This is a genomic window from Planococcus maritimus (assembly GCF_001687625.2).
Lineage (GTDB): Bacteria > Bacillota > Bacilli > Bacillales_A > Planococcaceae > Planococcus > Planococcus maritimus.
In genome coordinates this window covers 2,306,634-2,320,694 of record NZ_CP016538.2, presented here as the reverse complement: position 1 = coordinate 2,320,694, position 14,061 = coordinate 2,306,634, and the positions used below count along the sequence as shown (strand labels likewise).

The following is a 14,061-nucleotide window of genomic DNA, read 5'->3' as shown; positions in this document are numbered from 1 at the left end:
TCATCATAGTTGGGTGAAGTTTAGCATAACGCATAGTGAGTTTTGTGTTTATTTTGCAATAGACATTTGTATAAAGAGGGTTTCAGCTTCCATATGGCGAAAGCTTCACTTTATTACAAAAGGGTGAGAAATAAGTGTTGTGGCCACTGAAAATTGGGCTTGCTGGAGCCGTAAAGGCTGGAGTGTGAAGACAGTGGAATTATTATATGAGTGGATGGGGCGCCTTCAAATGGCAATTTTTCTACTAGCGGCGTTATTGATTCCGTGGTGGTTAAAGCGATATTTTTGGCTCGGTTTAGTGACAATAGGGTATATCTTGTACATAACTTGGAGGATTTATCTTCAAGCTATGGGAAAGACGGCAGAAGTCTCGAGCGGATTTAGCGCAATGACTTTACCTTATTTGGCAGGATTATCGCTGCTCGGCTATTTATTTCAAAAGTTGATCGACTATCGGAAGCATAAAGGTTTTAAGGACTAGTAGAGGGAGTGATATGAATGATTATCGATCCAACGCAACAAAGCAGTAAGGAAAATTACAAGCTGCTGATCGGCAGTGTGTTGCCGCGGCCGATTGCCTGGGTATCGTCTGTGTCGTCAGGCGGCGAGTTGAATTTGGCGCCTTTCAGTTTTTTCACTGTTGCTTCGCGCAATCCACCGATGCTGATATTTTCGATTGGCGAAGGAGTTGGGGCAAGGACCGGGACAGTAAAAGACACCCTCACAAATATCCGGGAGCGGGGGGAGTTTGTCGTCAATATCGTTTCGGCATCCCTCGCGAATGAAATGGCAAAAACCGGCGAGCATGTCGCGCCGGAGATCGATGAATTCGATTACGTAGGATTGACGCCGATATCATCTGAAGTGGTTTCCGTACCGCGCGTGAAAGAAGCGCCCGTCAGCATGGAATGTGAGCTGGTGCAGGTCATTCCGCTCGGCGACGATCATCTTGTCATCGGCAAAGTGCTGCGCTTCCATGTCCAAGATGACTTATATGACAAAGGCAGGATCGATACAACAAAACTTGCGCCGATCGGGCGGCTTGCCGGAACTTATTCGCCTGTGGAATCGATGTTTACGTTGCCTAACGAGCATTTGGAAAGCTATTTGCGGCCACCGGTAGATAAAGACCGGGAGTAGCCGTACCCACGGGGAGGGATGATTCATGGTCTTACTGGCTAAAAACATTAGGTTCGAACGCTTGCGGAGAGAACATTTGCCTGAGCTTTATGGATGGATCACGAAAGAGCCCCAAATCAATCGGTTTTGGGGATATAGCTATAACGGTACTTACGGGGAATTTGTGCGTGAGTTTGTTGGCAGCATCAAAGGCCGTGACCCGACTGAACCGTTTCTTATCTATTATCTGGATCAGCCGATTGGCTATATCCAAACCTTCCGCTGGAGCGACTATCCTGGCAGTGAACAGTTTCAGGAATTGCAGCATGCAGCCGGGCTGGATATTCTTATCGGGGCTCCCGCATACCGCGGAAAAGGATTTGGGCAAGTTATCATCCAGCGTTTTTTAGTAGAAGTGGTGTTTCGCGACGGATTTGTGACCTGCTGTATTACCGACCCCGATATCCGAAATAAGCCGGCCATCCGTGCTTATGAAAAAGTGGGATTTGAAATCGTCCGGCGCGTAGAAGAAGTTTCAGAAATTACACGCCCGGTGTGGTTCATGCGAATCGGACGACAGCAGCTGGAACGAAAGAAACCCTAGCCGAACGGACTAGGGTTTCACTTTTTGTTCGGCATCACGGATTGCTTGTTCCATGAAGCGTACGGGTTGTTCGAGCATACGCCCATGGCCGACAGCGAGAAAAGCAGGCTGCAATAAGGTTAATTTCTTGGCGCTTTGAAGTGCTATGCGTTTGTCCCATGTCGCCATGGCTGGAAACGGAAACAAAGGCTTGAACGTTCCGGAAACGGCTGTTCCACCACGCGTCTGGAAAGCATCTCCTGCAATGAGCATGCCTGTGCGTCTGTCGAAAAAGGAAATGGATCCCGGAGAATGCCCTGGAGAAGAGACGACTTCGAGCGAACCGACCCGGTCGCCTTCTTTCAGTAGGCGGTCAGGCGGAGTTTGGATGTTTTTGGGGGTGCCGCCTTTGACCGGTTTGCCTTCATCTTCCGGCGAAGCACTGCTATCGCCGCGAAGGATTTTGGCTTCTCTGGCGGAGATGGATACTTGTGCCGCCGGAAATTGTTTTTTTAATGCATCAAGTGCGCCGACATGATCGACATGAGCATGTGTCAGTGCAATTTCAGTGATTGGCTTGCCGATGGTTTTTGCCGCCAAAGCGATGTCCCTAGCCGCAAATCCCAAGGCGCAATCGACAAGAGTTAAGCCTTCTTGTTCTTCGACCAAATAACAATTCACCGGAAATAGTTTTGGCATAAAAGCTAGTTGGTAAACATTCTGCACTTTTTTGACCCGCATAACCGCCAACTCCTTTTGGTTGATTACTGCCATTTTAACGCAATTGGCAGCGGAATTGAAGATACGGGGCAAATAGTTGTGCAGGGGACGAAGCTGGCGCATAATGACCCTATATCGATTTTAACGGAGGAGGAAATCCAGTTGGTGAAGTTAAAGGGCGTAGTGCCTGCCATGCGTAATTTAAAAGAATTCGAACGACTGCTTGCCAGCGACCAGGAGACGATCATTTTTCTGGAGGTCCGGCTCGCACAGCTCAAGCCGCTCGTCGCTGCTGCGAAAAAAGCAGGCAAGAAAGTCATCTTGCATGCCGATTTGATCCAAGGCTTGAAAACGGACGCTTATGGCATTGAGTATTTAGTGCGTGAAGTCAAACCGGACGGCATCGTTTCGACCAGAAGCAATGTCATCGCACTCGCGAAAAAAAATAAATTGACGACAATCCAGCGCCTGTTTTTGCTCGACAGCCATGCGCTCGAACATAATTTGAGTTTGATCGATCAAGTCAAACCCGATTATATTGAGCTTTTGCCAGGTCTTATTCCTTCAATCATTAAAGAAGTTCACGAACGGACCGGCATTCCGATTATTGCGGGCGGTTTAATCCGTACAAGGGAAGATATAGAACTAGCCTATCAAGGCGGAGCGCAAGCCGTTTCGACGTCTCAGGCAGAATTATGGGATACGTAATTCACTAAAGCCCCTTCACCGACGCCCTTGTTAACGCGGGGCTTCATTTTTTTGTCAGATTTCAGTCCCTTAAAGATGCTCGAAAAAATGTTGACAGCGTTTTCAAAAACTGCTAAATTGATTTTACAAGTTAAGGACCGTGCAGGAGAATAGGAGATCCGCATCGGACAAGGCCCAAGCCAATGGGCCTTCGTTCGATGCGGATTTTTTTGTCTATGGGACTTGATTCAACATGGAAATCTTGTTTGCCTTATAGAGTGAATGTTTTGGGTAAAGCAGGGTATTAAAAAAGGGGTGTAGGGAAAATGACTATGTTTTTAGCAGAATTGATCGGTACGATGATTCTCATCATTTTTGGTGCGGGTGTTGTAGCAGGTGTAGTATTAAAAGATTCAAAAGCGGAAAACTCAGGCTGGATCGTCATCACAATCGCTTGGGGACTCGCTGTAACGATGGGTGTCTACGCGGTCGGAAATTTCTCGGGAGCGCATTTGAACCCAGCGGTCACATTAGGTTTTGCATTTGTCGGTGAATTTCCTTGGTCACAAGTGCCAACTTATATCGCAGCACAGATTTTGGGTGCCATTATCGGTGCCGTTATTGTTTTCTTCAACTATCTTCCTCATTGGGACAGAACGAAAGAAGCGGAATCCAAACTTGCTGTGTTCGCCACCATTCCAGCAATCCGTCGTCCATTCTCCAATCTGATTAGTGAAATCATCGGAACTTTTGTCTTGGTCATGGGCTTGTTGTTCATCGGCGCCAATGACTTTACGGAAGGTTTGAACCCATTAATCGTTGGTGCGCTTATCATCGCGATTGGCATGTCGCTTGGCGGCACAACAGGTTATGCGATCAACCCTGCGCGTGATTTAGGTCCGCGCATTGCCCACGCTTTGCTGCCAATTCCCGGAAAAGGGCCGTCTGACTGGAGCTATGCTTGGGTGCCGATTGTCGGGCCGGTCTTCGGCGGTATTTACGGAGCCGTTTTCTATAAAGCCTTATTTACTGGAGAGTACGGTTTGTCCTTCTTCGCATTAAGTTTAGTGCTCGTCCTGGTATTTATCGGGGCAGCCAGTGTAGAATTGAAAAAAGGCCGAGTAAAGGCTAAACAATTACGAGAAAGAACTATTTCATAAGGTAGCGGAGGAGATTCCAGTGAGTAAAAAATATATTTTATCGATTGACCAAGGAACAACGAGTTCACGTGCTGTGCTATTGAACCATAACGGCGAAATCGTCGGCACGGGCCAGCAGGAATTCCAGCAATTTTTCCCGAAACCGGGTTGGGTCGAGCATGACGCCAATGAGATTTGGACGTCCGTCCTAGCCTGTATCGCAGAGGTGCTGCGCAAAACAGATATCGATCCATCAGAGATTTCAGGCATCGGCATCACCAATCAGCGGGAAACGACAGTCGTCTGGGACCGCAACACAGGCAAGCCGATTTATAAGGCAATCGTCTGGCAATCACGCCAAACGGACGGCATTTGCAATGAATTGAAGGAACAGGGATTGAATGACACCTTCCGCAAAAAAACCGGTCTCTTGATCGATGCTTATTTTTCTGGCACGAAAGTGAAATGGATCCTCGACAATGTCGAAGGGGCAAGAGAAAAAGCGGATAATGGCGATTTAATGTTCGGTACGATCGACACATGGCTTGTGTATCGTTTGTCTGGCGGGTCAACGCATATCACGGATTACAGCAACGCATCCCGTACGCTCATGTACAATATCCACGACCTGGAATGGGACGAGGAATTGCTTGATATTTTGACAGTGCCAAAGAGCATGCTGCCGGAAGTGCGCCAGTCATCTGAAATTTATGCGCATACGGTTAATTATCATTTCTTTGGCCACGAAGTGCCGATTGCGGGAATTGCCGGTGACCAACAGGCAGCCCTATTCGGCCAAGCGTGTTTTGAAAAAGGCATGGCAAAAAACACTTACGGTACCGGCTGCTTCATGTTGATGAATACTGGCGAAAAAGCAGTGGAATCCGAACACGGCTTGCTCACCACACTCGCTTGGGGTGTTGATGGCAAAGTCGAATATGCGCTCGAAGGCAGTATATTCGTGGCAGGATCCGCTATCCAATGGCTACGTGATGGGTTGCAGGTCATCAATACGGCGCCTGAGAGCGAACAATTCGCCAAACAAGTGGATTCGACGGACGGTGTCTACATGGTGCCGGCATTTGTCGGGCTTGGCACACCGTACTGGGATACCGATGCGAGAGGCGCTGTATTCGGCTTAACGCGCGGTACGACGAAAGCGCATTTTATTCGCGCGACACTCGAAGCGCTCGCATATCAGACAAAAGACGTTGTAGATGTTATGATAGAAGATGCAGGGATTGAATTGAAAACTTTGCGCGTCGATGGCGGGGCAGTCGGCAACGATATGTTGATGCAGTTCCAGTCGGATTTGCTTCATGTACCTGTTGAACGGCCACGCATCCAGGAAACGACGGCGTTAGGTGCTGCTTACTTGGCGGGCCTTGCTACAGGATTCTGGAAAGACAAAGACGAAATTGCCGCTCAATGGCAACACGACAAAACTTACGAGCCGGAAATGTCAGAGGAAACAAGCGAACGCTTGTACACTGGCTGGCAAAATGCAGTAGCCGCAACTCGTACATTCAAGCCCGTTAACTAAACTTACAAGTTAATCAAACGAGAGATAAATGGCCGGAGACATAGAGAGACCATGCCAGTACAGCAGATGCAAATCTGCGGCTGTGTACGGGTCTCTCTTTTTAATGTGGAATATATTGGAAAAGGAGTCGGTTAAGAATGAAATTCTCAAGCCTAGAACGGACAAAAACTTATGGTCAAATGAAACAAGCGCCACTCGATGTATTAATCATCGGAGGCGGAATTACAGGAGCGGGGATTGCGCTTGATGCTACGGCACGCGGCGTTCGCGCAGGCGTTTTGGAAATGCAGGATTTTGCAGCAGGCACTTCGAGCCGTTCGACAAAACTCGTGCACGGCGGATTGCGCTACCTCAAGCAATTTGAAGTGAAAATGGTTGCAGAAGTCGGCAAAGAACGCGAAATCGTTTATGAAAACGGGCCTCACGTGACAACGCCGGAATGGATGATGTTGCCGTTCCATAAAGGCGGCACATTCGGACCGCTCAGCACAAATGTAGGACTGCGCGTCTACGACTTTTTAGCGGGCGTGAAAAGAAGCGAACGCCGCAAAATGTTCTCCCGCGAAGAAGCGATTCGCCGGGAGCCGCTTGTGAAGCAAGAAGGATTAAAAGGTGCAGGATATTACGTTGAATACAAAACGGACGATGCACGTTTGACGATGGAAGTCATGAAAAAAGCTGTCGAAAAAGGCGCACATGCACTGAACTATGTGAAAGTAAAAGGTTTCTTGTACGATAACGGAAAAGTGGTCGGCGTTGTAGCGGAAGATCAGCTTGACGGCACGATTCACGAAATCTTTGCGAAAAGAATCGTCAATGCGGCAGGCCCATGGGTCGATACATTGCGCGAAGAAGACAAATCGAAAAAAGGCAAAACTTTGCAGCTGACAAAAGGGATCCATTTGGTATTCGATCAATCCCGTTTCCCGCTGAAGCAAGCCATCTATTTTGATATGCCGGACGGCCGCATGGCATTTGCCATTCCGCGCCAAGGCAAAGTGTATGTGGGTACGACAGACACTGTTTACAAACAGGACATTGCTCATCCAACGATGACGACTGAAGACCGTGATTACGTCATAGAAGCTGTCAACTTCATGTTCCCAGACGTAAGAATCACGACTGCAGATATCGAATCTAGCTGGGCAGGATTGCGTCCGTTGATTCACGAAGAAGGCAAAGACCCATCCGAAATTTCCCGTAAAGATGAAATTTTCGTATCTGATTCTGGGTTGATTTCAATTGCAGGAGGCAAGCTCACGGGCTATCGCAAAATGGGCGAGAGCATCATGGACTTAGTCACTAAGCAGCTACAGGATGAATACGGTACTTCTTACAAAAAAGTATCGACGAAAAAAATGGCGCTTTCCGGTGGGGAAGTCGGCGGTTCAAAAGGCTTTAAAGCATTTAAAGCAGACCGTTTAAACCGTGCGGCTGAATTCGGCCTCACAGAAGACGCAATGGAAATGCTCGTCAACCGCTACGGCGCGAATGTCGATCAAGTATTGCGCCATTATACAGATGGGTTGGCTGAGGCAGCTGATCATAATCTCGATCCGCTTGTCTATGCGATGTTGCAATATGGCATCGAATCCGAAGCGGTCTGCAAACCGGTTGATTTCTTCATCCGCCGTACAGGCGCTTTGTATTTCGATATCCACTGGGTTCATGCTCATAAACAAGCCGGTGCAGATTATATGACAGCCGTATTCAATTGGACGGCTGAGCAGAAAGCGCGCTACATGGAGGAATTGGAAATCCTTCTTCACGAAGCGGTCATTCCAACCGACCAATCTGAATTAAGTAAATAAGTGCTAATTGGCGTTCTAGCCCCTTGTCATTCATTTGATGAGGGGTTATTTTTTTGATGAAATTAATAATAATTATGTCATTAGTGCTAAAAGAGTAGTTTTAAAGGGTAGAGAATAATATCCATTATTTATCTAAATTCAAAAATATTTTTACATTGTCTAGGCATTTGTTCGGAAAGATCGTATAATTTTTGTAACAATCTATTTGAATTATCAGAAAATATAGAGTGGAAAGTTTATGGGGGACGGTGAGGAGAATGATCAAGAAACAGACAACTACTGCAATGGCGGCTATGACATTAGCCCTTTCTCTGATAAGTTTAAGCACGACCGAATATGCACAGGCTTCAACTGAAAAACCGGTGGAGCGCGTCGTGGTGAAAATGACAGGGCAGGCCATAGAAAATGAGGCTGCACGGAAAGTCACAACTGCGAACAACGAAGAAGGGCAAATCGTCACGCTCGAAGTGCCAAAAGGGCAAAGCCTGGAATCTTTCATGGCTGAACTATCCAAACAAAGCGATATCGACTACGTGGAACCGGATGTGCCCGTTGAGCTCGCTGCTATCCCGAGCGATCCGTTTTACGCGGGCTATCAATACCATCACCGGCTTATCGGTTCAGAATCTGCCTGGGACCGGACGATTGGACGTGATGATGTGTTGGTAGCGGTGATTGATGATGGATTTGATTTGGCACATCCCGATTTAAAGGGCCGCGTTGTCTCGCCATTCAACATCATCACGGGAAAACCTGGCAGTGTCAGTGTCGAGCTTCACGGCACGCATGTGGCCGGCCTTATTGCAGGCAATATGAACAATAATGAAGGCGGAGTCGGTGTAGCTCCGGGAACAAGCATTATGCCGATTGATGTATTTGATGGAGAAGATGGTTTTATCTCAGATGTGGCTGCAGGGGTTTACCGTGCAGTGGATAATGGAGCAGACATCATTAATATGAGCTTGGTTGCTTATGCAGACACGAACGTCTTGAGAGACGCTGTGCAATATGCTCATGCCAACAATGTACTAGTGGTGGCTGCTGCTGGCAACGACGGCATCAGTTCTCCTTACTATCCGGCTGCTTACAAAGAAGTGGTTTCTGTCGCTTCGACCGATGCTGCGGATTTGCACTCTGACTTTTCGAATTATGGCAAAACAATCGATATCGCTGCGCCAGGGACAGGTGTCTTTTCAATCTTTCCAGATGGTTTATTCGGTGGACTGGACGGAACTTCCATGTCTACCCCAATTGTCTCCGGTGCAGCAGCATTATTGAAAGCAAACGAACCGAAACTCAGCCATACCGATATCGCAGGACGCTTGATGCTAACAGCGAAAGACCTCGGGAAAACTGGGAAAGATGATTATTATGGACATGGGCGATTGGATGTCGACCGCGCGCTGAGTTTGGATGCCAGCCATTGGTCGAACCGTCTATCCGGTGCGACGCGCTACGAAACGGCAGCAGCCATTTCCAAAGCTGGATGGAGCTCCGCTTCAACCGTCATCATCGCAACTGGCAGCGATTTTCCCGATGCCTTAGCTGGAGGGCCGCTAGCCTACCAGGAAAATGCGCCGATTTTGCTGACCAAAGGAGATAGTTTGCATCCGGCTGCAGCAGCTGAAATTCGTCGTTTGAAGCCGGAACATGCAATTCTTTTGGGCAGTACCGGTGCACTTTCTGAAAACACTAAAACGCAAGTAAGCGAGCTGGTCGAAAGTGTTCGGCGTATCGGCGGCAAAACACGCTACGACACAGCCGCCCAGATCGCGAATGAACTGTCGAGTGAACGTGCGGTCGTCTCAAACGGCCAAAACTTCCCCGATGTGCTTTCCGTTTCGCCATATGCAGCGAAGCATGGCATTCCGATTTTGCTGACGCGCACCGGCACGTTGCCGGCAGAAACGAAAACAGCACTCACCGGCAAAAGTTCGACAATCGTTACTGGCGGAACCGGTGCAATCAGCAATGCCGTCATGGTGCAATTACCGGATGCTACACGCTACGGCGGAGCAAATCGCTACGACACCGGTAAACTGATCAATCAAGGCTTGCCGATGGGAAAACCTAAAGCCTTTATTGCGACTGGCACAAATTTTCCTGACGCCTTAGCAGGTTCGGTGCTCGCGGCCAAAAAAGACGCGCCGATTTTATTGACTGCAGCGAACTCGGTCCCTTCCTCTACCAAGAGTTTGCTTCCGGCGTATCCGGCTTTTTCCATCTTCGGCAGCAAAGGGGCCGTCTCGCCTGATGTGAAGTTCGAAGTCGATTTGCAATTAAAGTAAGCGAAATTATGGCTTTTGCCAAAGAGGCTCCTCCAAAAAAGATTTCCTGCCTTTACATATCTTTGAGGATTTCAGGGTAAAGGAGAGTATCAGGCAGCATCAGCTGCAGCAGCTACTGTATTGGAGGATGAAAAGATGAGAAAGATGAATCGCGGAATGATTACGTCACTCGGGGCGATTGGCATCGCGCAAGGGTTGAAAATCGTCACACACAAAGTGGTGGCAGGAAAATGGGATTGGCAGCAAGCCTTCACGACAGGCGGCATGCCAAGCTCCCACTCAGCAGGCGTATCAGCACTCGCCGCATATGTTGCTTCCAATAAAGGCGCACGTCATACGGAAACGGCACTCGCCGTTGTATTCGGGGCCATCGTTATGTACGATGCACAAGGCATCCGTCGACACACAGGAGAAATCGCACGGCTGGTCAATGATCTCGAGGATAGCTTCATGCAAATTTCCGGGGAGTTCCCGAGCTTTGAATTTGTGGAGCGCGAGAAAGAGCTGAAGGAATTGCTTGGGCATCAGCCGATTGAAGTATTCGCGGGTGCAGCATTCGGCACCTTGCTCGGCATCGTGGCCGCAAAAATCGAGAACCGCGAACGAGACTTGGAACAACAAAAACAACTGCCCCACAACGGGCGCATGAGCCGTTCAGATTACAGATAAGAAAATCGCCGTAATGGCGGTTTTTTTGTTTGCGTTGAAAATGCTGTGTAAAGTTTGTTAAGTGTTGGTGAAGAGTGTCCCTAAAGGGGTTACGGGAGGAGAGAAATCGGTTAGCCTAAAAGTGAAAGCAGACCCATTCGAAGGAGGAAAATCATTTGAAGATTTCTGCTCTGAACATTTCACTTTCATCACTCGCTTTTGGACTGGTATTCATGGCGCATTCCGAGCCAGCGACATTTGCCAGCGGGGCTGTAACAGGGAACAATCAGTACGAGCCAGGACGCGGAGTGATCGAACGGCTGGGTCCTCAAAATGATGTGGAAGAAGAATTGGCCCAATTGGAACAGCGTGTAGACAGTAAAGACAAATTGACCATTGAGGAGTATCAAGAAATCCAAGGGCAATTGGACGAGTTATTGCAGCGGATGAACAATCAGGCGAAAGTGAGCGGACAACCGAACGTACAACTATTTGGCGAAGTACTCGAATTGCAGGAAACAATCACTGGAATCGATGTCCGCTAAATGGCTAAAGGTTTGCTATAGAGATGGATACAGGAAGCGATGCTCAGGCATTGCTTTTTTGATAGAGAAACAAATAGACAAGCGCGATTCAATCTGCTATTCAGTGAAACGCATAAAAAATGAACAGCAAAAAAACAGGGACCCGTTTATGTAGCGGATCCCTGTTTTTGACGTTTAATAAGCGCCTTGTGAGTAGGTAAGTTCATAGCTGTGTGTGTAGATTTCGAAAATGTTGCCAAAAGGATCTTCGACGTAAACCATTTTATAAGGTTTATCGTCGGGATAATATTCACGAATTGGCATCCGCTGTTTGCCGCCATGCTGTTTGATTTTTTCTACCAATTCTTCAATATTTGGATCCTGAATGCAGAAGTGGAAAATGCCTGTTTTCCAATACTCAAAATTATTCTCAGGTTTTTCATTCTGCGGGAATTCAAACAGTTCGACGCCAACTTTGTCTCCTGTGGCAAGATGGGCAATCCGGAATTCCTTCCAGTCATTTCCGAAGACGTCACGGCACATTTGGCCGATGGCGGTATCGTCATTGTAAACGGGTGCTGGCTCCATGATTGTGTACCATCCGAGTACTTCGGTGTAAAATTCTACTGCTTTGTCGAGGTCCGGGACAGATAAACCGATATGTGAAAAACTTCTTGGGTATGGCATCATTTGATGATTCCTCCTTTGTTTGGTTGACAGTTACAGTATGGGGGATTATTCTGCTAGTGAACAGTATGCACTTTTTTGAGAGGTGCTACCCAAAAGGGAAGTAGGGAAGCAAAATGGACAAATTGCTGAATGTGGACGAGCATGGCAAACTGAAGTGTTCGATCGAGTATACACTTCAAAAAATCGGCGGGAAATGGAAGCCAGTCATTTTGTGGCATTTAGCGTATGACGGCATACATCGTTATGGAGAGCTTAAGAAGTTGATGCCGGGCATCACCCATAAAATGTTAAGCCAGCAATTAAAGGAATTGGAACAGGATCAGCTGATTGTTCGGAAGCAATTCAACGAAATGCCTTTGAAAGTGGAATACTCCATTTCTGATAAAGGCACTTCTTTAAAGCCATTGTTAAAAGAAATGCATAATTGGGGCAGCCGGCAAGACGAATAGCTGTGCCTCTTAGCGAAATTGGTTTTCCTCAAGCTAGCTCCAATTACTTAAAAAGGCTATTTTTATAAGCCGTAAGTCACGTTTTATTATTCATTTTGTTGTTCTGAATTTTGAAATTTATTACCAATTGAGGACAAAATATTACAAAGGCAACCTAAGGTGGAGGTTTGACGTTCTAAGGTTTATAATGAAGAAAATTCGGGGATAAATTATGTCCGGCAGGAGGTACAGCTATGAAATGCACAAAGTGCGGCACGACGAATGATAAGTCTGCAAAGTTCTGTGATAATTGCGGCGCGCCGCTCGCTACAAGAACACAACGCAAACCGAAGCGCAATAAATTCATGTATGCGCTCGTATTATTAGCTATGTTATTAGGGCTTGGATTTGGATTGGGACAACTATTGGGCGAGGAAGAACCGGAAGTGGCATTGCCGCAAGAAGACACCGAAGCTTCTGAGGAAGAGCCAGTAGAAGAACCACAGGAAGAACCGGTGGAAGAAGAACCAGCGGAAGAGCCAATTGAAGAAGAAATGCCGGTGGAAGAACCGGAAACACAAGTATCATCTGAAGAATCGGTGGAAGGCACGGTAACCAAAGCCGAAAATATCACCCATCCATCCGACCAAGAAGAAAAAGTCGAGCCGAAGAAAAAAGACAAAGCGGCTGTCATTAAAGATGCGCAGTCTCGCGTCTATACCATCTTGACTGAAGGCGGGCAAGGGTCTGGGTTCTTGTTCTCAGAAACCGGCATGGTTGTAACCAATGCACACGTCGTGTCAGGGTATACGGATGTCATTGTACGCAATATTAATGGCCAGGACCATGAAGGAACGGTTGTCGGAATTTCAGCTGAATCCGATATCGCCTTGATTCAAGTGGATGCTTTGACAGGAATCGCACCCTTAGATGTGGAAATGGCAGCGACCGATGTTGGAACGGAAGTTATCGCACTCGGCAGCCCATCTGGTTTTGAAAATACGGCATCTATGGGCTACCTGACAGGCATCGACCGTGATTTCTACCAGGAGTTCACTTACGAAAACATTTACCAGATCGACGCAGCGCTGGCGCCGGGTTCAAGCGGCGGACCGCTACTCGATGCTGGAACTGGGAAAGTCATCGGCATCAACTCGCTATTGTTCCCTGAAGGGGATTCAATTGGATTCTCTATCCCGCTGTATTCGATGTATGACCAATTGGATGCATGGGTAAAAAACCCGATGAGCCGTGAAGCGGTCGCCAAAATCTTCCCAGCCTACGATGATTTTGACAGTAACTACGAAGACGAAGATTATGAATTCGATTACAGCACCACACATGAATTCACTGAAGAATCATTGACCGAGTTTATCGTAAGCTATCAGGAATTTTACGAATTGGCATTGCAAGAAGAAGATTTCTACTATGTCCAGAACTTACTGGTTTACCAAAGCAATATTTACAATAGCATGATCGAGTATATTGACCAGATTGCTGGTAAAAACATGGAGCATATATTCAATAAACTGGATATTACCAATATGGAAGTCAAGGAAGATCATGCCCTTGTCTATACAGAAGAAGCGTTTGAGTTTAAAGACGCGGAAGGCAATTGGTCGGTGCAAGAACGCACGAAAGTCTATACGGTGGTCATGGACGATTATGGATTCTTCTATATTTCCGATATCGTCAATGTAGAATAATGAAAAGGGGCTGTCTCATAAGTCCCTAAAATAAAACAGACGGAGAAAAAATTCTTTTTCTCTGTCTGTTTTTGATTTATCGGTGAGGCACCTGAGAGTAGCCGGCTGATGGGAATGGAGACGGCGACTCCAGCGGGAACAGTGACTGAGCGAAGCGAAGGAGCGACGCGAGCCG

The 14,061-nt window shown here is 47.3% G+C and carries 14 protein-coding genes; 12 read left to right on the top strand and 2 right to left on the bottom strand.

Annotated elements, in window-relative coordinates; all coding sequences use genetic code 11:
- The first annotated feature begins 193 nt into the window (after positions 1 to 193).
- Genes BBI11_RS11645 through BBI11_RS11635 form a run of 3 tightly spaced genes read left to right on the top strand, consistent with a single transcriptional unit; the run spans position 194 to position 1,723 of the window.
- Positions 194 to 481 (top strand): hypothetical protein, encoded by a 288-nt coding sequence (locus BBI11_RS11645; protein WP_068463502.1) that lies wholly within the window; start codon positions 194 to 196, stop codon positions 479 to 481.
- Between the two features lie 17 nt (positions 482 to 498).
- Positions 499 to 1,140 (top strand): flavin reductase family protein, encoded by a 642-nt coding sequence (locus BBI11_RS11640; protein ID WP_068463500.1) that lies wholly within the window; start codon positions 499 to 501, stop codon positions 1,138 to 1,140.
- 25 nt (positions 1,141 to 1,165) lie between these two features.
- Entirely contained in the window at positions 1,166 to 1,723 is a 558-nt protein-coding gene (locus tag BBI11_RS11635; RefSeq protein ID WP_068463499.1) for a GNAT family N-acetyltransferase, read from the top strand.
- Between the two features lie 9 nt (positions 1,724 to 1,732).
- Here the strand turns inward: BBI11_RS11635 and BBI11_RS11630 are convergent, their stop codons facing one another.
- Positions 1,733 to 2,443: an MBL fold metallo-hydrolase gene (locus BBI11_RS11630; RefSeq protein WP_068463497.1), complete on the bottom strand. Its 711-nt coding sequence runs from the start codon at positions 2,441 to 2,443 to the stop codon at positions 1,733 to 1,735.
- A gap of 141 nt (positions 2,444 to 2,584) precedes the next feature.
- On the opposite strand from BBI11_RS11630, the gene BBI11_RS11625 reads away from it, so the two are divergent.
- From BBI11_RS11625 to BBI11_RS11595, 7 genes are all read left to right on the top strand, one after another.
- The gene (locus BBI11_RS11625) at positions 2,585 to 3,130 is read left to right on the top strand and encodes a glycerol-3-phosphate responsive antiterminator (protein WP_068463495.1); all 546 of its coding nucleotides are present in this window, start codon (positions 2,585 to 2,587) and stop codon (positions 3,128 to 3,130) included.
- Between the two features lie 305 nt (positions 3,131 to 3,435).
- Positions 3,436 to 4,269 (top strand): MIP/aquaporin family protein, encoded by an 834-nt coding sequence (locus tag BBI11_RS11620; RefSeq protein ID WP_068463492.1) that lies wholly within the window; start codon positions 3,436 to 3,438, stop codon positions 4,267 to 4,269.
- Positions 4,270 to 4,288: 19 nt separating this feature from the next.
- Entirely contained in the window at positions 4,289 to 5,791 is a 1,503-nt protein-coding gene (gene glpK, locus BBI11_RS11615; protein WP_068463490.1) for a glycerol kinase GlpK, read from the top strand.
- Between the two features lie 137 nt (positions 5,792 to 5,928).
- Positions 5,929 to 7,602, top strand: coding sequence for a glycerol-3-phosphate dehydrogenase/oxidase (locus BBI11_RS11610; protein WP_068463488.1), 1,674 nt, complete (start codon positions 5,929 to 5,931; stop codon positions 7,600 to 7,602).
- Between the two features lie 227 nt (positions 7,603 to 7,829).
- The gene (locus BBI11_RS11605; protein ID WP_208597140.1) at positions 7,830 to 9,890 is read left to right on the top strand and encodes a cell wall-binding repeat-containing protein; all 2,061 of its coding nucleotides are present in this window, start codon (positions 7,830 to 7,832) and stop codon (positions 9,888 to 9,890) included.
- Between the two features lie 135 nt (positions 9,891 to 10,025).
- Positions 10,026 to 10,559 (top strand): divergent PAP2 family protein, encoded by a 534-nt coding sequence (locus tag BBI11_RS11600; RefSeq protein ID WP_068463483.1) that lies wholly within the window; start codon positions 10,026 to 10,028, stop codon positions 10,557 to 10,559.
- A 155-nt stretch (positions 10,560 to 10,714) separates the two neighbouring features.
- Positions 10,715 to 11,083: a hypothetical protein gene (locus tag BBI11_RS11595; protein WP_068463481.1), complete on the top strand. Its 369-nt coding sequence runs from the start codon at positions 10,715 to 10,717 to the stop codon at positions 11,081 to 11,083.
- A 174-nt stretch (positions 11,084 to 11,257) separates the two neighbouring features.
- Here BBI11_RS11595 and BBI11_RS11590 read toward each other — a convergent pair whose 3' ends face one another.
- Positions 11,258 to 11,749 carry a lactoylglutathione lyase family protein gene (locus tag BBI11_RS11590; protein ID WP_068465753.1) on the bottom strand — a complete coding sequence of 164 codons (492 nt, stop codon included), beginning with the start codon at positions 11,747 to 11,749 and terminating at the stop codon, positions 11,258 to 11,260.
- A 116-nt stretch (positions 11,750 to 11,865) separates the two neighbouring features.
- Here BBI11_RS11590 and BBI11_RS11585 point away from each other — a divergent pair, with 116 nt between their 5' ends.
- Positions 11,866 to 12,201 carry a winged helix-turn-helix transcriptional regulator gene (locus BBI11_RS11585; RefSeq protein ID WP_068463479.1) on the top strand — a complete coding sequence of 112 codons (336 nt, stop codon included), beginning with the start codon at positions 11,866 to 11,868 and terminating at the stop codon, positions 12,199 to 12,201.
- A gap of 233 nt (positions 12,202 to 12,434) precedes the next feature.
- Entirely contained in the window at positions 12,435 to 13,886 is a 1,452-nt protein-coding gene (locus BBI11_RS11580) for a trypsin-like peptidase domain-containing protein (RefSeq protein WP_068463476.1), read from the top strand.
- Positions 13,887 to 14,061: the final 175 nt, after the last annotated feature.